Here is an 18,671-nt window from a genome sequence, read left to right as displayed (position 1 = left end):
TACCCCTGTTCGGAGACGGCTGCGTGTCGATGCGGCCACCTACAGTGAGCTGATGCCCGCCACCCCCGAGGCCCGATCGGCTGCCCTGAGGGCCGACCGGGACACGCTCACCGTGGACCTCGGTGGTGCGCGGACGACGCCGCAGGTGGTCGACGTCCTCCTCCAGGGCTACCGGACGGTGTCCCTCCGGGTGGACGGCGCCGAGGAGGTCCGCGGTTCGACACACGTCTGGCGCTGGCCCGACGCGCTCGCGCAGGTGCTCTCGGGTCGGGCCGAGGTCACGCTCCGCGACGCCGTCACCAAGGACCTCCTGGCCTCCGCCGTGGTGGCCTTCGACGGGTCCGACGGCGCCCTCGACCTGTCGGACGCCGAGGGGCGCTGGCTCTCGGTCAACAAGTGGGGCCGGCTGGCACCCAGCTTCGACGGCCTCGCCCCCTCGGACGCGCAGCTGCTGCAGGACCGCCTGCTCGACCGGCTCGACCGGGTCCGGGGCGACCTGGAGGACCTCGGCCTGCCGCCGTTCGTCGTGTACGGCACCCTGCTCGGCGCCACGCGGGACGGCGACCTGATCCCGCACGACGACGACGCCGACCTCGGCTACCTGTCCCGGCACCAGCACCCGCTGGACGTCGTCCGCGAGAACCTCGAGCTCGAACGTGCCCTCCGGGCGCGGGGGCACGTGGTCAGCCGGCACAGCGGCGGCCACCTCCAGCTGTTCTTCGGCGGCGGCGACGAGGGGCTGGACCACTACATCGACGTCTTCACGGCGTTCGTGACGGAGGGACGCACCTACCTGTGCTTCCAGGTCGGAGCCGAGGGCCTGGACCTCGGGGAGCGCACGGAGATCGGCATCCGCGGCCGGGCCTACCCGGCACCGGTCGAGGTCGAGGCCCTGCTCGCCGCGACCTACGGCCCCGGCTGGCGGACGCCGGACCCGTCGTTCACCTTCACCACCCCGCACCCCGTGCGGTCTCGGCTCAGCACCTGGATGGGAGAGTTCGGCATGCAGCGCGACTACTGGCAGGACTTCTACGCGAGCGCGGACGTCGACCGGGTGCCACCGGTGGAGTCGGGGTTCGCTACCTGGGTCGCCGAGCAGCTGCCGCCGGCGGCCGGGGTGCTCGACGTGGGGACCGGCACCGGCCGCGACGCCCGCTACTTCGCCCGCACCGGGCGCCCCGTCCTCGCGCTGGACTACTCGTCGGCGGCGATCGAGCGCGGGCGCGCGGCGGCGGATCGCGAGGGGTGGGCGGCCGATTTCCGGGTGGTCAACCTCGCCGACCTGCACCAGGTCGCGGAGGTGGCCGGGCAGATGGACCCGGCGGTCGACTGGCACCTGTACGCGCGGTTCCTCGTGCACGCCATCGACGACCTGGCGCGCGCCAACCTGTGGACCCTGGCCGCGGCCGTCGCCCGGCGCGGCGGTGAGTGCTGGCTGGAGTTCCGGACCGACCGCGACGAGCGCGAGAAGCACGTCTTCGGGGACCACTTCCGGCGCTACCTGGATCCCCAGCAGGTGGTGCTGGAGGCCAAGGAGCACGAGCTCAAGGTCCTCTCGCTGGTCGAGGGGCGCGGTCTGGCGCCCTACGGCGAGGAGGACCCGTGGGTGGCGCGGCTCCGCCTGGGCGCCGTCTGATGGGCCCCCGCCAGGTGGCCGGGGCGGCGTTCCGCCGCGCCCTGCCCCGAACGGTCGAGGCGCTGGAGACGGTGCGGGTGCTGGCCGGTGAGGTCGCCGAGGTGCGGGCCCAGCTGGAGGAGCTGCGGCGTCGCACCGACCAGCTCGGCGCCCGGGTCGAGGAGACCGCGGCAGCAGCGGCGTCGGTCCGCTCGGACCTGGACGACGCCCGGGTCCGCGGCGGGGTCGCCGACGACGCCATCGCCCGGCTGGTCGGCCGCGCGGACGACCTGGACGCGAGGATCGCCGACGTGGACGCCGGGCTGGAGGAGTCCCGCCGCCTGTCGCTGCGGGTCGCCCAGATGACCGACCTCGTGTTCGACCGGCTCGTGGCGTCGCCGCCCCCCGCCGCGGACTGACCGCCCCCTCGGCGGCTCAGCTGCCGGTCGGCTGCGGCCGGCCCGCCGGCGCGGCCACCGCAGGCACGGCGGAGGGGAACACCAGGCGCCGGTAGGCCAGGAAGCGGATCACCGTGCCGAGGGCGATCGAGCCCACGTTGGCCAGCTGCAGCACGAGCGCGCTCTCCTGGCCGAGCGGGTGGCGCACGAACCAGACGATCGCCAGGCCCTGCAGCAGCGTCACCCCGTTGACGACGGCGAACAGCAGGTACTCGCGGCGCACCCCGGTCCGCGCCCGGTGGGAGAAGGACCAGTACCGGTGGCCGAGGAACGCCAGCGTCATCGCCACCAGCGTCGCGACGAGCTTGGCCGCCACCGCGGACAGACCGGCCTGCGTGTATAGGACCCAGAACAGGCCGACGTCGACGGCGAAGCACACCGCGCCGACCACGCCGAACGCGCCCAGTTCCTTGAGCAGCAGCCGCCCGGTCGTCCCGGCTCGACGGCTCACGGTCTCCAGGAGCGGCACGCCCGCCGACTGTACGGACCGCGGCCGGGTCCTCAGGCGGTTCCGGCCGGGTGTCGGGGCCTCGCTACCCTCGGCCCACCATGGCGTCCCCACTCGACCCGCGCACCGGACTGCCCGTCGTCGCGATGGTCGGCGGCGGTCAGCTGGCCCGGATGACCCACCAGGCGGCCATCGCGCTCGGCCAGTCGCTGCGGGTGCTGTCCACCGGCGCGGACGAGTCCGCGGCCCTGGTGGCCGCCGACGTCCGGCTCGGCGACCACCGCGACCTCGACGCGTTGCTGGCCGTCGCCGACGGCGCCACGGTGGTCACCTTCGACCACGAGCACGTGCCCACCGGCCACCTGCGAGCCCTGGAGGCCGCCGGGCACCGGGTTGCGCCCGGCTCCGATGCCCTGGTCCACGCGCAGGACAAGCTGGTCCTGCGCCGGGCGCTGGCGGCGGCGGGTGAGCCGCAGCCGGCCTGGGCGGAGGTCACCTCGACCGACGAGGTCGCCGCGTTCGGCGAGCGGCACGGCTGGCCGGTGGTGCTCAAGGCGCCGCGCGGCGGCTACGACGGGCGCGGCGTGTTCATGGTCGACGGTCCGGACGACGCCCGGGACCTCTTCGGCCGGTACGACGTGCTGCTGGCCGAGCAGCGGGTCCCGATGGTCAGGGAGCTCTCCGCGCTGGTCGCCCGGTCACCGTTCGGGCAGGTCGCCGTCTGGCCGGTGGTCGAGACCGTGCAGCGCGACGGCATCAACACCGAGGTGCTGGCCCCGGCGCCCGGCCTGGACGAGGAGAGCGCGACCGCCGCCCAGGAGCTCGCGGTCCGGGTCGCCGACCGCGTCGGCGTGGTGGGGGTGCTCGCCGTCGAGCTGTTCCAGACGGCGGACGGCGTCCTGGTGAACGAGCTCGCGATGCGGCCGCACAACTCCGGGCACTGGACCATCGAGGGCTCGCGCACCAGCCAGTTCGAGCAGCACCTGCGCGCCGTCCTGGACTACCCGCTGGGAGCCACCGCGATGGCCGCGCCGGTGGTGGTGATGGCCAACGTCCTCGGCGGGCGCGCGGCCGCCGACGGCTGGACCGGGCCCGGCCTCGACGAGCGGGTGCACCACCTCATGGCCCACTGGCCCGACGTGAAGCTGCACTGGTACGGCAAGGGCCAGCGTCCCGGCCGCAAGCTCGGCCACGTGACCGCGCTGGGGTCCGAGCTGGCCGAGGTGCGGGCGCGGGCGGTCGCGGCGGCCCGCTACCTGGCCGACGGCGAGGTCGACCCCGCGTTCGCCTTCGATCCCGAGCACTGAGGAGCACGCGTGGACCCGATCGTCGGCATCGTCATGGGCAGCGACTCGGACTGGCCGGTGATGGAGCCGGCCGCCCGGGCACTGGGCGAGTTCGACGTCCGGTTCGAGGCGCACGTGGTCTCCGCGCACCGCACCCCGCGGCGGATGCTCGAGTACGCCGAGACGGCCGCCGGGCGCGGGCTGCGGGTGGTGATCGCCGGTGCCGGGGGAGCCGCCCACCTGCCCGGGATGGTCGCCGCGGCCACGCCGCTGCCGGTCATCGGCGTCCCCCGGCCGCTGGACCGCCTCGACGGGCTGGACAGCCTGCTCTCGATCGTGCAGATGCCGGCCGGCGTCCCGGTCGCGACGGTCTCCATCGGCGGCGGCCGCAACGCCGGGCTGCTCGCCGTGCGCATCCTCGCGGCGTCGGACCCGCGGCTGCGGGCCGCCGTCGAGCGGTTCCAGGCCGACCTCGCCGAGTCGGTCCTCGCGCGGGACGCCACGCTGCAGGAGCGGCTCGCTTCCTCCTGACCGGACGGCGTCCTACGATCTACTCGTGGGTAACAATGCTGCCGGGCTGTACGCCCTGACCGACGAGCACGAGGCGATCCGCGAGGCGGTCCGGGACATCGCGGAGCGGGAGATCGCGCCGTACGCCGCCGAGGTCGACGCCGACTCGCGGTTCCCGGTCGAGGCGCAGAAGGCGCTCACCGCCGCCGGCTTCCACGCCACCCACATCCCGGAGGCCTACGGCGGGGAGGGCGCCGACGCGATCGCCACCTGCATCGTCATCGAGGAGGTCGCCCGGGTCGATGCCAGCGCCTCGCTGATCCCCGCGGTGAACAAGCTCGGCTCGGTGCCGGTGATCCTGGCCGGCAGCGAGGAGCTCAAGCAGCGGGTGCTGCGCCCGATCGCCGCCGGCGACGCGATGATCAGCTACGGCCTGTCCGAGCGCGAGGCCGGCTCCGACGCCGCCGCGATGCGGACCCGGGCCCGGCTCGACGGGGACAGCTGGGTGCTGAACGGCACCAAGGCCTGGATCACCAACTCCGGCATCTCCGAGTGGTACACGGTCATGGCGGTCACCGACCCGGAGAAGGGCGCCAACGGCATCTCCGCCTTCGCCGTCCACCGGGACGACCCCGGCTTCGCGGTGGGCCCCAAGGAGCGCAAGATGGGCATCAAGGGCTCGCCCACCTGCGAGCTCTACCTCACCGACTGCACCATCCCGGCCGACCGCATCGTCGGCGAACCCGGCACCGGCTTCAAGACCGCGTTGCGGACGCTGGACTCCACCCGCCCGACCATCGGCGCGCAGGCCGTGGGCATCGCCCAGGGCGCGCTGGACGCCGCCGTCGCCTACGTCAAGGAGCGCAAGCAGTTCGGCAAGGCGATCGGGGAGTTCCAGGGCGTGCAGTTCATGCTCGCCGACATGGAGATGCGGATCGAGGCCGCCCGCCACCTGGTCTACGTCGCCGCGGCCGCCGGCGAGCAGGGCCGCCCCGACGTCACCCGGATCTCGGCCTCGGCCAAGGCCTTCGCCTCCGACGTCGCCATGCAGGTCACCACCGATGCCGTCCAGCTCTTCGGCGGCGCCGGGTACACGCAGGACTTCCCGGTCGAGCGGATGATGCGCGACGCCAAGATCACCCAGATCTACGAGGGCACCAACCAGATCCAGCGCATGGTGATCGCACGGAGCCTCCTGCGGTAGGGCGTCGGCCCGCCCCCGTGCACCAGCCGGTGCTCATGCTCCGCCGCCGGACGGGGAGCGGCGCTGGAGCGAGGCGATGGCGACCGTGGGAACGAGGGTCAGCACGGCGGAGCCCACGCCGACCACGGCGGGGCCGGTTGCCCCGAGGCCGGAGTCGAGGGCCCGGCCGGCGCCCCAGGAGCCGACCGCGGTGCCGAGGTTGTAGGCCGAGACCGACATCGCCACTCCCAGCGTGGGCGCCACGCCGGAGAAGCGGACCGCCAGCGCGGACAGCACCGGGTTGGCGCTGAGCCCGAGCAGGCCGAGCAGGACCACCAGCAGCGCCGTGGGCACGGGGTGGGCGGACAGCAGGCAGATCGCCAGCAGCACGACCGTGGTCGACGCCGCGACCGCGATGGTGGTCGCGTGCGGGCGGACGTCACCGAGGCGACCACCGACGATCGTGCCGACGAGCGAGCCGATGCCGAACCCGACGAGCACCAGCGGCACCCAGGAGGGCGCGAGCCCGGCGGCGTCGGTCAGCAGCGGGGAGACGTAGGAGTAGACCGACAGCACGCCGCCGGTGGTGGTCGCGCAGGCCGCGAGCACCAGCCACAGCCGACCGGACCGCACCGCCCCGAGCTCCGACCGCAGAGGGACCGGCTGCCGGCGGTCCTCGTCGCGCGGGACCTGCCGCGCGATCAGCGGCACGGCGGCCAGCGCCAGGACGGCCAGTGCCCAGAAGGGTCCGCGCCAGCCCGACAGCTGCCCGGCGAAGGCGCCCAGCGGCACCCCGAGGACGTTGGCCAGCATCCCGCCGGCGCCCACCAGCCCGAGGGCCCGGGCGCTGGCGCCGGGACCGGCGGCGCGGGTGGCCGCCACCGACGCCACCGCCCAGAACGCCCCCGTCGCGAAGGCGGTCACGAACCGGGCCGCGAGCAGGACCGGGAAGCTGCTCCCCACCGCCACGACGACGTGCCCGACCGCGAACACGGCGAGGGACAGCAGCAACGTCGTCCGGCGTGGCAGCCCCCGGGTGAGCAGCGCCATCGTGGGGGCGCCGACGACCATGCCCACCGCGAACACCGTGATGAGCAGCCCGGCCTGGGCCACGGTGACCTGCAGGTCCCCGGCGATCTCCGGCAGCAGCCCCGCGACGACGAACTCTGTGGTCAGCATGAGGAACGTGCCGACGGCCAGCACGTACACGACCGCCGGGAGCCGCCCGGTCGCGCCACCGTGCCCGGAGGGGACGGCGGGCGAGGTCGCCGTCCCCTCCAGGCGGGTCACCTGGTCCGAGGTCACCGCAGGGTGGCGGCGTCGATGACGAACCGGTAGCGGACGTCGGAGGCGAGCACCCGCTCGTAGGCCTCGTTGACCTGGCCGACGGGGATGACCTCCACCTCGGCGCCGATGCCGTGCTCGGCGCAGAAGCCGAGCATCTCCTGGGTCTCGCCGATGCCGCCGATCATCGAGCCGGCGAAGGTGCGCCGGCCGCCGATCAGCGACATCGCGTTCACGCTGAGCGGCTCCGCGGGGGCACCGACGTTGACCAGCGCGCCGTCCACCGCCAGCAGCGACAGGTGGGCGTCGACGTCGATGGGGGCGCTCACGGTGTTGACGATCAGGTCGAACCGGCCGGCCAGCTGCGCGAACGTGTCCGGGTCGCCGGTGGCGAAGTAGTGGTCGGCGCCGAGCCGCAGGCCGTCCTCCTGCTTCTTCAGCGACTGCGACAGCACGGTGACCTCGGCGCCCATCGCGTGGGCGAGCTTCACGGCCATGTGGCCCAGACCGCCCAGGCCGACGACGGCGACCCGCTTGCCGGGACCGGCACCCCACCGGCGCAGCGGGGAGTACGTGGTGATGCCGGCGCACAGCAGCGGCGCGGCGGCGGACGGGTCGATGCCGTCGGGCACCCGCAGGACGAAGTCGGCGTCCACCACGACGTGGGTGGAGTAGCCGCCCTGGGTGCTGCTGCCGTCCCGGTCTGTGCCGGCGTAGGTGGGGACCATGCCCCGCAGGCAGTACTGCTCGTCACCGTTGCGGCAGTTGGCGCACTCGCCGCACGAGTTCACCATGCAGCCGACGCCGACCCGGTCGCCGACCCGATGCGTGGTGACGTCGGAGCCGACCTCGGCGACGACGCCGACGATCTCGTGGCCGGGGACCACCGGGAAGGGCTGCGGGCCCCAGTCGCCGTTGACCGTGTGGATGTCGGAGTGGCAGATGCCGGCGTACTGGATCTCGATGAGGACGTCGTCCGGGCCGACGTCCCGGCGCTCGATGGTGGTGGGCTCCAGGGGCCGGCCGGCGGCGGGGGCGGCGTAGGCGTTGACGCGCATGGGGGTGCTCCTCGTTCGTGGGTGGTGGTTGAGGGTCAGTCGGCGGTGGGGGCTGCGGCGTACCCGTCGTCGGTGACGGGGGTCAGCCAGTGGACGACGGTGTGCTGGTCGTCGCCCTCGGGCAGGACGCCCTCGGTGACGGAGACGGTCTGGCTCAGCCGGTGGCGGTGCCAGTGGGTGCGGGCGCCGGGCACGAAGTGCACCAGGTCGGCGGTGACCCGGGACGCGCCGGGGCGGCAGCGACGGCGTCGGTGTGGACCTCGCCGGTGAACCGGTCGGCCGGGCCCTCGACGGTGTCGATCGAGCTCCGGGTGATCTGCACGGTCGTCCTCCTCGGTGGGGATGGGTCAGGGGCGCAGGAGCGTCTTGATGGCGCGCCGCTCGTCCATCGCCCGGTAGCCCTCGGCGGCCTGGTCGAGCGGCAGGGTCAGGTCGAAGACCCGCCCGGGGTCGATCTCCCGGCTGGTGATCAGGTCGATGAGCTCGGGCAGGAACCGGCGCACCGGGGCGGGGCCGCCGTGCAGGTGGACGCCGGAGAAGAACAGCTCCGCACCGGGCAGCTGCACGTCGTGGGAGACGCCGACGTAGCCGACGTGGCCGCCGGGGCGGGTGGCCCGGATCGCCTGCATCATCGACTCCTGGGTGCCGACCGCCTCGATGGTCGAGTGCGCGCCCAGGCCACCGGTGAGCTCTCGGACCTCGGCGACGCCCTCGTCGCCGCGCGTGGTGACGACGTCGGTGGCGCCGAACTCCCGGGCCAGCCGCTGGCGGTCCCCGTGCCGGCTGAAGGCGATGATCCGCTCGGCGCCCAGCTGCTTCGCCGCGAGGACGCCGAGCAGGCCGACGGCGCCGTCGCCCACCACGGCGACGGTCCTGCCCGGGCCGGCCTCGGCGGCGACGGCGGCGAACCAGCCGGTGCCGAGCACGTCGGAGGCGGCCAGCAGGCCCGCCACCAGGTCGTCGGACGGCGTGCCGGGGGTGGCGACGAGGGTGCCGTCGGCCAGCGGGACCCGCGCGTACTCGGCCTGGGTGCCGATGGCGCCCATCGGCTCGGCGTGCACGCACCGGGACTGGTAGCCGGCCCGGCAGATGTCGCAGGTGTTGTCCGACGCGAAGAACGAGCCGACGACGAACTGGCCCGGCCGGAGATCGCGGACCTCGCTGCCGACCTCCTCGACGACACCGACGTACTCGTGCCCCATCGGCGTCGGCCCGTCGATCGGCTCGATGCCGCGGTACGGCCACAGGTCCGAGCCGCACACGCAGGCGGCGACCAGCCGGATGACGGCGTCGGTGGGCTGCTCGATCGTCGGGTCCGGGCGGTTGTCGACGCGGACGTCGCCGGGGGCGTGCAGAACGGCTCCTCGCATGGGGTGCTCCTCCTGGAGTGGTCGGGCGCTGCACTCCACGGAACGCCTCCGAGCACGCGTGTGGGAGGTCGGGTTTGTGGGGGGGGGAGAAGCTCGACCTCCCTCCACCGGCCGGGCGACGTAGCGTCGACGGGCGTGGACAACCGCTCCGACATCCGCGACTTCCTCGTCAGCCGGCGCGCCAAGATCACCCCGGAGCGGGCGGGGCTGCTCCCCGGGGGTGGCCGGCGGCGGGTGCCCGGGCTGCGCCGGGAGGAGGTCGCCGTCCTGGCCGGGGTGAGCACCGACTGGTACACCCGGCTGGAGAAGGGCCACATCGCCGGTGTCTCCGAGGACGTCCTGGAGGCCGTCGCCCGGGCGCTGCAGCTGGACGAGGCCGAGCGGACCTACCTGTTCGACCTGGCCCGCGCCGCCGCGAGGCCGACCCGCACCCCGCAGCGCCGCAGCAGGGCGCCGATCCAGCCGCGGGTGCAGTGGATGCTGGACTCGATGACCGGGTCCGCCGCGTTCGTCGCCAACGGCCGCCTGGACATCCTCGCGACCAACACCCTGGGGTGGGCGCTGCACTCTCCCCTGTTCGACGACCCGCGCCGGCCGGCGAACTTCGCCCGGTTCCAGTTCCTCGACCCGCAGGCGCGCGCCTACTACCAGGACTGGGACGGCGCGGCCAACGTCACCGTCGCCCTGCTCCGCGCCGAGGCCGGCCGCCGCCCGCACGACACGCAGCTGCGTGAACTGGTGGGGGAGCTGTCCACGGTCAGCGAGGAGTTCCGCACCCGCTGGGCAGCGCACGACGTCCGGATCCACCACAACGGCGCGAAGCAGTTCCACCACCCCGTGGTCGGCACGCTCGACCTCGGCTACCACACCCTCGACCTGCCCACCGAGGACCACTCGGGCCTCCGCCTGACCATCTACACCGCCGAACCCGGGTCACCGTCCGAGGACGGCCTCAAGCTGCTGGCCAGCTGGGCGGCGACCACCGCGGCCCCGACCGCCGGCGACGCGGCCGCCCCGGCACCCGACCGGACCTGACCCGGCCCGCGCTGCCCGGGAACGGATGACCTGCGCGGTCAGCTGCTCCGACCGGTCAGGCTCCGCACCAGCTCGTGGGTGATGCCGAGCCCCGGGAAGGCGGCCAGTGTGGTCAGCGGGAAGTTGCCGATCACCTCGAGCAGCTCGGGGTCGCCGAGGACGCCCGTCGGCCGGCCGTCGTCCCCGGTCCCCGCGGCAGCGCGGATGGCCGCGGCGCCGTCGGGGTCGGCCAGCCACTCCTGCAGCGTCGACGTCCCGTCCAGCGGGGTCCGCGGCGGGGTGGCGTCGACGTGCACGGTGGCGCGGAGGCGGATGTCGCGGGAGGAGGCGCCGACCTCGAAGGTGAACGGGCCTGGCTCGACGACCCACCGGGCGTGCGCGGTCGACCAGTACGCGAGGTCGCGTGAGCCGAGGATGAGCTCGACGTCGGCGCTGTCACCGGGCTCCAGGTCGACGGTGGTGAACCCCCGCAGCTCCCGTGGCGGGCGGGCGACGCGGCCGGGCGGGGCGCCGACGTAGAGCTGCACGACCTCGCGGCCGGCGACGGCACCGGTGTTGGTCACCGTCAGCCGTGCCGTGATGGCCAGGTCACCGGTGTCGTGGCTGCCGGTGGTGGCGACCGACAGGTCGGCGTGGTGGAAACGGGTGTAGGACAACCCGTGCCCGAACGGATAGGCGACGGGCAGGTCGGCCGCGTCGAAGCCGCGGTAGCCGACGAACACCCCTTCCCCGTAGCGGACGTGCCCCTCCTCGCCGGGGAAGTTCAGGTGGGACGGGACGTCCTGCAGCCGGAGCGGGAGGGTCTCGGACAGCCGCCCCGACGGGTTAACCGCGCCGGTGAGCACATCGGCGATCGCGCCGCCGGCGGCCTGCCCACCCAGCCAGCACTCGACGACGGCGGCGGCGCGCTCGTGCCACGGCGTGACCAGCACGGCCGATCCGTTGGCGAGCACGACGACGACCGGCGCCGATCCGTCGAGCAGGCGGTCCAGCAGCGCGGTCTGCGACGCCGGGAGGTCCATGGAGGTGCGGTCGAAGCCCTCGGACTCGTCCCCGGACGGGAGGCCGAGGAAGGCGACGACGACGTCGGCGTCCCGGGCGACGGCGACCGCCTCGTCGGCGAGGGCCGCGTCCCGGCCGGGGTCGGTGAGGTCGAAGCCCGCGGCGAAGGTCAGGTCGGGGCGGGCGCGGCGCAGCTCGTCGAGCGCGGTGTCCACGCGGGTGGGGTGGACCTGGGAGCTGCCGGCACCCTGGTAGCGCGGGGTGCGGGCGAAGGCACCCACCACGCAGACGCGCCCGGCGGTCAGCGGCAGCACCTCGTCGTCGTTCTTCAGCAGCACGATGCTCCGGGCCGCGGCACGCCGGGCCAGCGCGTGGTGGGCGTCGACGTCGATGTCGGCCGGCCGGCGGGCCCGGGACCGCTCGACCAGCCGCAGGACCCGCGCGACGGCGGTGTCGAGCACCGTCTCGTCGAGCGCGCCGGAGGCGACCGCGTCGACGATCGCGGCGTCGCTGACCCCCAGGTCCGGCGGCATCTCCAGGTCCAGGCCCGCGGCGAGGGCGGCGACCCGGTCGTGCACGGCGCCCCAGTCGGAGACGACCAGGCCGTCGAAGCCCCACTGCTCGCGCAGCACCTCGGTGAGCAGCCACCGGTCCTGCGAGGCGTGGACCCCGTTGACCCGGTTGTAGGCGCACATCACCGTCCACGGGCGCGCGGTGGTCACGACGTGCTCGAACGCGGGCAGGTAGATCTCGCGCAGGGTGCGCTCGTCGACGTCGGCACTGACCCGCAGCCGGTCGGTCTCCTGGTTGTTGGCTGCGAAGTGCTTCACCGACGCGCCGACGTCCTGGGACTGGATGCCGGCGACGAGGGCGGCGCCGAGCCGGCCGGACAGGTGCGGGTCCTCGCTGAGGTACTCGAAGTTGCGGCCGCAGAGCGGCGACCGCTTGATGTTGACCCCGGGTCCGAGGACCACCGCGACGTCCTGCGCCCGCGCCTCGAGACCGATGGCCGCGCCGACCTCGCCGATCAGGTCGACGTCCCAGCTCGCCCCGAGCGCCGAGGCGGTGGGGAAGCACGTGGCGGGCAGGCTGCCGGAGATGCCGACGTGGTCGCCCTCGGCCGGCTGCACGCGCAGCCCGTGCGGACCGTCGGACAGCCTGATCCGCTCGATGCCCAGCCGGTCGACGGCGGCGGTGTGCCAGAAGTCCGACCCCAGGCACAGGGCGGCCTTCTCCGCGGTGGTCAGGGACGCGACGGTGTCCCTGCCGGGTCCGGGGGGTGCGGTCATGACGACACCCTGGCCTCCGAGCCCTGCATCCGCGCCTCGACCGGCTCGGGGAGGCGCCCGGTCACCCGAGCCTCCGGCTCGGTGGCGCGCTCGCCGTCAACGACGTGCTCGCGGTCGCGCACAGCGCGTCGGCGCCCGGCCGCGCGGCCTGACGCTCGTCGTCCTCGGTGCCGCGGCCGATGGCGGTGGCGAGGGCGAGCGATCCGTCGAACGCGTCGAGCAGGCGGGGGACGCGGCCGGAGCCGGCGCCCTGTCACGTGCCGTCGATGGGCAGCCAGCCCGGCAGGGACACGGGACACCCTTGGTCCGCAGAACCCAGGACACCCGCTACGGTAATCTCCATGTTCCCGGTCGGGTTGGTGCGGATTGCGCTCGTCGAGCGCCGGCACGTCGACCTGCTCCGGTGCGCGAGCGCGCTCTGTCGGGCCTGAGATCTCCCGTCCCGCTCGTCCGCACCCACCCCTGGAGCCCTCGCATGACCCTGCTCGCTGCTGCCCCGACCACCGCACCCGGCGACGTCGACGGCGGCGTCCTCGACCTCGAGCGCCTCGAGCCGACCATCGGCGCCGGCGTCCACGGCATCGACCTCAGCCGCGTCACCGACGGCCAGGTCCGGGCCATCCGGGCCGCGCTCGCCGAGTACAAGGTGCTGTTCTTCTCCGGCCAGCACGCCCTGCACCCCGACAGCCAGATCGCACTGGGCCGCCGGCTCGGCGAGGTCACCGAATCCCACCCGGTGGTCCCCGGCGTCGACCAGGAGCACCCCGAGATCTACGCCCTCGACAGCGCCACCGGTGGCTTCGCCGACGTGTGGCACACCGACGTGACCTTCGTGCGCCGGCCACCGCTCGGGTCGGTGCTGCGCGCCGTCGTCCTCCCGCCGACCGGTGGGGACACCCAGTGGGCCGACCTGGAGCTGGCCTACCGCTCGCTCAGCGAGCCCCTGCAGCGCCTGGCCGACCAGCTCGTCGCCGTCCACGACGGCACGCGTGAGTTCGGCTACTACCTTGCCCAGCGCGAGGAGCGGACGACGTGGGAGGGCGAGGAGTTCCGCGCGCTCGTCCCCGTGGAGCACCCGGTCGTGCGCGTGCACCCGGAGACCGGCCGCAAGTCGCTGTTCGTCAACCCCGGCTTCGTCTCGCACATCGAGGGCGTCTCCGACGCGGAGAGCCGGTACCTGCTCGACCTCTTCTACGCGCACATCACCAAGCCGGAACACATCGTCCGGCACCGCTGGTCGGTCGGTGACGTCGTCATCTGGGACAACCGCTCGACGGTGCACTACGCCAACCGGGACTACGGCGACCAGCGGCGGGTCATGCACCGCATCACCCTCCGGGGCGACGCCCCGGTCGGGCCACCGGCCGCCTGACCCTCGTCCACGGCGCGACGCGCGTCACTCCACCGACCGTGCGACCCACCCGCCGGGACGAGGGCTTCACGCGTACCGAGCCGGCGGGCCGGTGGAACAGGCGTCGGTCCCGGAACGGTGGACCGGAACGGGAGCCGCCGCCATGATCGCGGGGTGCACGCGGAGCACGAAGCGGACCCCGGCTCGGCCGGCGTCGCAACGCGTCCGCGGACGCTCACGACCGACGAGGTCACCCCCGGGCAGGCGTTCGCCCGGTGGCAGGACCTGATCAGTGACACGTTCGTGCCATTGGTCGCGGCGCCGACGACCGGGCGGCCGTTCCGCGGCCGGATCGTCCACAGCACCGTGGGCCAGGTGCAGCTGACCACGGTGCGGGCGGGCGGACAGCACGTGCGCCGTACCCCGCGGCTCATCGCGCGCAGTCCCGAGGAGTACGTGCTGGCCAGCATCCAGGTCGCCGGCCGCGGTGAGGTGAGCCAGAGCGGCCGCACAGCGTTGCTGCACCCCGGCGGGATGGCCTTCTACGACAGCACCCGCCCCTACACCCTGCAGTTCCCCGCGGGCTTCGAGCAGCTGGTCGTCCAGGTGCCCCGACGTGGCCTGCCCGCGGCCGCCGTCGAACGCGCCACCGGCGTCGCCCTCGCCGCCGACAGCAGTGGCCGCCTCGTCGCCGACTTCTTCCGCGGCCTGGCCCACCTCAGCACCACCGACCCGGTCGGCGCCGCCGCGTTGGCTCCGCACGCGATCGGCCTGCTGACCTCGGCGCTCTGCCTCGCCGCCGGGTCGTCGCCCTTGCCGGGCCCGTCCGCGCTGGACCGGGAGCGGGTGCTGGCCCACCTGGCCGCGCACTTCGCCGATCCGCGGTTGGACGCCGACACCGTCGCGCGGGCCTGCCACCTGTCCCGCCGCACGCTGTTCCGGCTGTTCGAGCACGAACCCGAGAGCCTCGGCGACGTCCTGCGCCGGCTGCGGGTCAGCGGTGCGCAGCGGCTGCTGCGCACCGAGCCGCGGCTGCCCCTGGCCGCCGTCGCAGCCCGCTGCGGGTTCGGCGGTGGAGCACAGCTGCACCGGGCGTTCCGCGGCCTCACCGGCACGACGCCCGCTGCCTACCGGCGGGGGGGCGCCGGCTGAGGCAGATGGCCCGGATCGTCAGACAGCCGGCACGGATCGTGCTCCCGGTCACACCCGGCGGCCGCAACCTGGGCGCGCGCTCCGCCACCGGCGGGCCCCACCCAGGAGGACGCCATGACCACCACCGAACCAGTCCGACCCCGCGGCCCGGTCCGCGTCGCCGCCGTCCAGGCCGAGCCGAAGTGGCTGGACCTCGACGCCGGTGTCGCCCAGGTCGTCGACCTGATCGCCGAGGCCGCCGCCAACGGCGCCCGGCTGGTCGCCTTCAGCGAGACGTTCGTCCCCGGCTACCCCTGGTGGATCTGGCTGGACTCGCCGGCCTGGGGGATGCAGTTCGTCGCTCGGTACGCGGACAACGCGATGACCCGCGACGGCGAGCACCTGCAGCGGATCGCGGCCGCGGCCGGCCGGCACGGCATCCACGTCGTCCTCGGCTTCGCCGAGAAGGCCGGCGGCAGCCTGTACATGTCGCAGGCGTTCATCGACGACACCGGCGCGGTGATCTCGGTCCGCCGCAAGCTCAAGCCCACCCACGTCGAGCGCACGGTCTTCGGCGAGGGCGACGGCAGCGACGTCCAGGTGCACGACACCCGGATCGGGCGCCTCGGCGCTCTCAACTGCTGGGAGCACTTCCAGCCGCTGACGAAGTACGCGCTCTACAGCATGGGCGAACAGATCCACGTCGCCTCCTGGCCCAGCTTCTCCGTCTACCGCGGCGCAGCCTCGGCGCTGGGCCCGCAGGTCAACACCGCCGCGAGCCTCGTGCACGCCGTCGAGGGCCAGACCTTCGTCGTCGCCCCGTGCGCGGTCGTGGGACAGGCCGGGCAGGATCTGTGGTGCGACACCGAGCAGAAGCGGCAGCTGTTGCGGCAGGGCGGCGGCTTCACCCGCATCTACGGCCCCGAGGGCACCGAGCTCGCCGAGCCGCTGGCCGAGGACGACGAGGGCATCCTCTACGCCGACCTGGACTTCTCGCTGATCGCGGTGGCGAAGTCAGCGGCCGACCCGGTCGGGCACTACTCGCGCCCCGACGTGTTCCAGCTGCTGTTCAACGCCCGCCCGAACCGGGTGGTGGTCAGCGGGGAGCGCCCGCCGGTCGAGGTGACCGAGCCCAGTGACCTGGTGCCGGTCGGGGAGCACCCCCTCGAGCGGGTCTGACCGGCCGCGGGGAGTGTCCTCCCGCGACCGACCCGGCCGGCTACCCACCGGTACGCCCGGGACCGGGGTCGGTCGCGGGCGTACCGGGCGCACGTACGAGGATGGGACCGTGCTGAGACAGCGGAAGGTCGGTCCCGAGGACGCTCGCTCCTGGCTGCTGGTGAACGGGTCGCGCACCGACCTGTTCGACGCCGCCCACGCCTCGCGGGCGGACCAGGTGGTGCTGGACATCGAGGACGCGGTGGACCCGGCGAACAAGGCCGAGGCCCGGGACGGGGTCGGCCAGTGGCTCTCCGGCGGGGACCGGTCGGCCTGGGTGCGGATCAACGACCGCTCCACCGACTTCTGGGACGGCGACGTCGCCAAGCTCGCCGGGCTGCCCGGCCTGCTCGGCGTCATGCTGGCCAAGACCGAGGCCGCCGAGCAGGTCACCGAGACCTTCGACCGGCTCGGCGGGTCGACGCCGGTGCTGGCGCTGGTCGAGTCCGCGCTGGGCATCGAGGAGGCGGTCTCCATCGCCCGGGCCCGCGGCGCCTTCCGGCTGGCCTTCGGCAGCGGCGACTACCGCCGCGACACCGGCACCAGCGCCGACGACCTGGCCATGGCCTACCCGCGCTCGCGGCTGGTCCTCGCCAGCCGGATCGGCGGGCTGCCCGGGCCCATCGACGGCCCGACGGTGAGCAGCAGCCACCCGGTGCTGCGCGAGCAGACCGCCGTCACCGTCTCCCTGGGCCTGACCGGCAAGCTGTGCCTGGACCCGGAGCAGACCCCGGTGATCAACGAGGTCATCAGCCCGACGCCGTCCGACGTCGCCTGGGCGCGGGACTTCCTCGCCGACTTCGAGGCCCGCGGCCAGGTCATCCGCGACGGCAGCGACAAGCCCCGGCTGGGCCGGGCCCGCAAGATCGAGCGGCTGGCCCGGACCTTCGGCGTCGAGCCGGCCTGACCCCTGCGGGAGCCGCCCGGTCGCGGGCGGCTCCCGTGCTCACTCCAGCAGGCGGGACACCCCGGCCAGCCGGGCGTCGCCGGCCATCGCGGTGAGCCACGCCGACCAGCCCGGCCGGGCCCGCATCGCCGACAGCGCCGCCCGGGCCGCCTCGCGGTCGCCGCGCTGCGAGGCGGCCAGCGCGGCGTAGAGGTCGCGGGCGCCCTCCGGGGCGAACAGCGCCAGGGTCTCGTAGTCCCGCTCGTCGTAGGCGCGCTGCAGGTTGCGCAGCATCCGCAGCTGGGCCACCGGGTCGCCGGAGTCGTCGACCCGCAGGTCCATCCGCACGCCGTCGTCCTCGTCGCTGGCCGGTGTCCCGCTGACCACCAGCAGCGCCGCGGACTGCCGGCCGCGGACGTCGCCGCCGGCGTCCTGCCCCGCGGTCAGCGCGGCCAGCAGCCGGTCGGGCAGCCCGCCGCGGGCGGCGGTGAAGGCCTGCACCATCGCCGGCAGCACCTCCGGCGAGGCGAGCATGTTGCCCTGCACGCTCAGCTGGTCGCCGAGCAGGTGGCCGCTGACCGGGAACGAGCCCCGTCCGGTGTCGGCGGCCACCCGGCCGGCGGTGTCCAGGACGGCGATCTGCCGGTCGACGTCCTCCGCGGCGTGCGCCGCGGCGCGGACCAGGTCGGCGGGGTCCGCGCCGTCGGCCAGCCCGGCCAGCAGCGACTGGCCGAGCCCCCGGCGGCTGCGGGCCTGGACGGCGACCACCCCGACTCCTGGGCGGGCGCTGGGCACCACGCGGCCGACGGCGAGGATGCACGAGGAGACCGCGATCCCCAGCTCGCCGGTCGCCGGGTCGCGGGCGACGACGCTGAAGGTCACACAGTCGCCGGCAGCGGCATCTCGCGGACGTCGTCGGCGACGGTGAGCGGGGCCCCCGTGGCGGCCAGGACCTCGTCCACGCCGACGCCCGGGGCGGTCTCGCGGAGCACGAAGCCGCCCGGGGTCACGTCGACGACGGCGAGGTCGGTGACCACCCGGTCCACGCACGCCTTGCCGGTGAGCGGCAGCGTGCACTCCTGGACCAGCTTCGGGGACCCGTCGCGGGCCACGTGCTCCATCATGATGATCACCCGGCGGGCGCCGTGGACGAGGTCCATCGCCCCGCCCATGCCGTTGACCATCTTCCCGGGGATCAGCCAGTTGGCGAGGTCCCCGCGGGGGTTGACCTGCATGGCGCCGAGGACGGCGAGGTCCAGGTGGCGGCCGCGGATCATGCCGAAGGACAGCGAGGAGTCGAAGAACGACGCCCCCGGCAGGATCGTGACGGTCTCCTTGCCGGCGTTGATCAGGTCCGGGTCCTCCTCGCCCTCGACGGGGTAGGGGCCGACGCCGAGGATGCCGTTCTCCGAGTGCAGCACCACGTGCACCCCGTCGGGCACGAAGTTCGGCACCAGGGTCGGCATGCCGATGCCCAGGTTCACGTACTCGCCGTCGCCGAGCTCGAGTGCGACGCGGGCGGCGAGCTGGTCGCGGGTCAGGGTCAT

Annotated in this window: 19 protein-coding genes; 11 read left to right on the top strand and 8 right to left on the bottom strand. The window is 74.4% G+C overall.

From position 1 onward, the window contains the following. Positions 1–52: 52 nt before the first annotated feature. Both BLR12_RS17000 and BLR12_RS16995 read left to right on the top strand, forming a co-directional pair. Positions 53–1,636, top strand: coding sequence for a class I SAM-dependent methyltransferase (locus BLR12_RS17000; RefSeq protein ID WP_091380684.1), 1,584 nt, complete (start codon positions 53–55; stop codon positions 1,634–1,636). After that, positions 1,636–2,034, top strand: a complete 399-nt coding sequence (locus BLR12_RS16995; RefSeq protein WP_143018799.1) for a DUF6752 domain-containing protein — start codon at positions 1,636–1,638, stop codon at positions 2,032–2,034. Before BLR12_RS17000 ends, BLR12_RS16995 begins: the two co-directional genes overlap by 1 nt. Before the next feature lie 16 nt (positions 2,035–2,050). Here BLR12_RS16995 and BLR12_RS16990 read toward each other — a convergent pair whose 3' ends face one another. After that, on the bottom strand, positions 2,051–2,542 hold the full coding sequence (locus BLR12_RS16990) for a GtrA family protein (protein ID WP_091380680.1): 492 nt from the start codon (positions 2,540–2,542) through the stop codon (positions 2,051–2,053). 80 nt (positions 2,543–2,622) lie between these two features. On the opposite strand from BLR12_RS16990, the gene BLR12_RS16985 reads away from it, so the two are divergent. From BLR12_RS16985 to BLR12_RS16975, 3 genes are read left to right on the top strand one after another with little or no spacing between them, the layout of a single operon-like run. Next, positions 2,623–3,828 carry a 5-(carboxyamino)imidazole ribonucleotide synthase gene (locus BLR12_RS16985; protein WP_091380679.1) on the top strand — a complete coding sequence of 402 codons (1,206 nt, stop codon included), beginning with the start codon at positions 2,623–2,625 and terminating at the stop codon, positions 3,826–3,828. A 9-nt stretch (positions 3,829–3,837) separates the two neighbouring features. Then, positions 3,838–4,338, top strand: a complete 501-nt coding sequence (purE, locus tag BLR12_RS16980) for a 5-(carboxyamino)imidazole ribonucleotide mutase (RefSeq protein ID WP_255363582.1) — start codon at positions 3,838–3,840, stop codon at positions 4,336–4,338. Positions 4,339–4,363: 25 nt separating this feature from the next. Then, positions 4,364–5,521 carry an acyl-CoA dehydrogenase gene (locus tag BLR12_RS16975; protein ID WP_091380677.1) on the top strand — a complete coding sequence of 386 codons (1,158 nt, stop codon included), beginning with the start codon at positions 4,364–4,366 and terminating at the stop codon, positions 5,519–5,521. Positions 5,522–5,554: 33 nt separating this feature from the next. Here BLR12_RS16975 and BLR12_RS16970 read toward each other — a convergent pair whose 3' ends face one another. From BLR12_RS16970 to BLR12_RS16955, 4 genes are all read right to left on the bottom strand, one after another. Then, entirely contained in the window at positions 5,555–6,805 is a 1,251-nt protein-coding gene (locus tag BLR12_RS16970) for an MFS transporter (protein WP_255363581.1), read from the bottom strand. Continuing rightward, positions 6,802–7,842 carry an NAD(P)-dependent alcohol dehydrogenase gene (locus tag BLR12_RS16965; protein ID WP_091380675.1) on the bottom strand — a complete coding sequence of 347 codons (1,041 nt, stop codon included), beginning with the start codon at positions 7,840–7,842 and terminating at the stop codon, positions 6,802–6,804. Before BLR12_RS16965 ends, BLR12_RS16970 begins: the two co-directional genes overlap by 4 nt. A gap of 35 nt (positions 7,843–7,877) precedes the next feature. Further along, the gene (locus BLR12_RS25315) at positions 7,878–8,045 is read right to left on the bottom strand and encodes a cupin domain-containing protein (protein ID WP_255363580.1); all 168 of its coding nucleotides are present in this window, start codon (positions 8,043–8,045) and stop codon (positions 7,878–7,880) included. Positions 8,046–8,189: 144 nt separating this feature from the next. Further along, entirely contained in the window at positions 8,190–9,212 is a 1,023-nt protein-coding gene (locus BLR12_RS16955; RefSeq protein ID WP_091380674.1) for a zinc-dependent alcohol dehydrogenase family protein, read from the bottom strand. Between the two features lie 135 nt (positions 9,213–9,347). On the opposite strand from BLR12_RS16955, the gene BLR12_RS16950 reads away from it, so the two are divergent. Next, a complete protein-coding gene (locus BLR12_RS16950) occupies positions 9,348–10,247 on the top strand; it encodes a helix-turn-helix transcriptional regulator (RefSeq protein WP_091380672.1) in 900 nt (299 codons plus the stop codon). A 38-nt stretch (positions 10,248–10,285) separates the two neighbouring features. Here BLR12_RS16950 and BLR12_RS16945 read toward each other — a convergent pair whose 3' ends face one another. Beyond that, positions 10,286–12,538, bottom strand: a complete 2,253-nt coding sequence (locus tag BLR12_RS16945) for a glycoside hydrolase family 3 C-terminal domain-containing protein (RefSeq protein WP_091380670.1) — start codon at positions 12,536–12,538, stop codon at positions 10,286–10,288. A gap of 179 nt (positions 12,539–12,717) precedes the next feature. Here BLR12_RS16945 and BLR12_RS25700 point away from each other — a divergent pair, with 179 nt between their 5' ends. The 5 genes from BLR12_RS25700 to BLR12_RS16925 all read left to right on the top strand — a co-directional run bounded on the left by BLR12_RS25700 (position 12,718) and on the right by BLR12_RS16925 (position 17,145). Next, positions 12,718–12,969: a putative leader peptide gene (locus BLR12_RS25700; RefSeq protein WP_369803459.1), complete on the top strand. Its 252-nt coding sequence runs from the start codon at positions 12,718–12,720 to the stop codon at positions 12,967–12,969. A gap of 44 nt (positions 12,970–13,013) precedes the next feature. After that, on the top strand, positions 13,014–13,910 hold the full coding sequence (locus BLR12_RS16940) for a TauD/TfdA dioxygenase family protein (protein ID WP_091380668.1): 897 nt from the start codon (positions 13,014–13,016) through the stop codon (positions 13,908–13,910). A 153-nt stretch (positions 13,911–14,063) separates the two neighbouring features. After that, positions 14,064–15,041: an AraC-like ligand-binding domain-containing protein gene (locus tag BLR12_RS16935; protein WP_176832563.1), complete on the top strand. Its 978-nt coding sequence runs from the start codon at positions 14,064–14,066 to the stop codon at positions 15,039–15,041. A 114-nt stretch (positions 15,042–15,155) separates the two neighbouring features. Beyond that, positions 15,156–16,199 carry a carbon-nitrogen hydrolase family protein gene (locus BLR12_RS16930; RefSeq protein ID WP_091380663.1) on the top strand — a complete coding sequence of 348 codons (1,044 nt, stop codon included), beginning with the start codon at positions 15,156–15,158 and terminating at the stop codon, positions 16,197–16,199. A 109-nt stretch (positions 16,200–16,308) separates the two neighbouring features. Beyond that, positions 16,309–17,145: an HpcH/HpaI aldolase/citrate lyase family protein gene (locus BLR12_RS16925; protein WP_091380661.1), complete on the top strand. Its 837-nt coding sequence runs from the start codon at positions 16,309–16,311 to the stop codon at positions 17,143–17,145. 39 nt (positions 17,146–17,184) lie between these two features. On the opposite strand, the gene BLR12_RS16920 is transcribed toward BLR12_RS16925, so the two are convergent. Further along, positions 17,185–18,006 (bottom strand): DUF1028 domain-containing protein, encoded by an 822-nt coding sequence (locus BLR12_RS16920; RefSeq protein WP_091380658.1) that lies wholly within the window; start codon positions 18,004–18,006, stop codon positions 17,185–17,187. Next, positions 18,003–18,671 (bottom strand): CoA transferase subunit B, encoded by a 669-nt coding sequence (locus BLR12_RS16915; protein WP_091380655.1) that lies wholly within the window; start codon positions 18,669–18,671, stop codon positions 18,003–18,005. The genes BLR12_RS16920 and BLR12_RS16915 overlap by 4 nt, the downstream gene beginning before the upstream one ends.

Source organism: Geodermatophilus sp. DSM 45219 (assembly GCF_900104025.1).
GTDB lineage: Bacteria > Actinomycetota > Actinomycetes > Mycobacteriales > Geodermatophilaceae > Geodermatophilus.
This window is presented reverse-complemented; position numbering and strand designations above follow the sequence as displayed.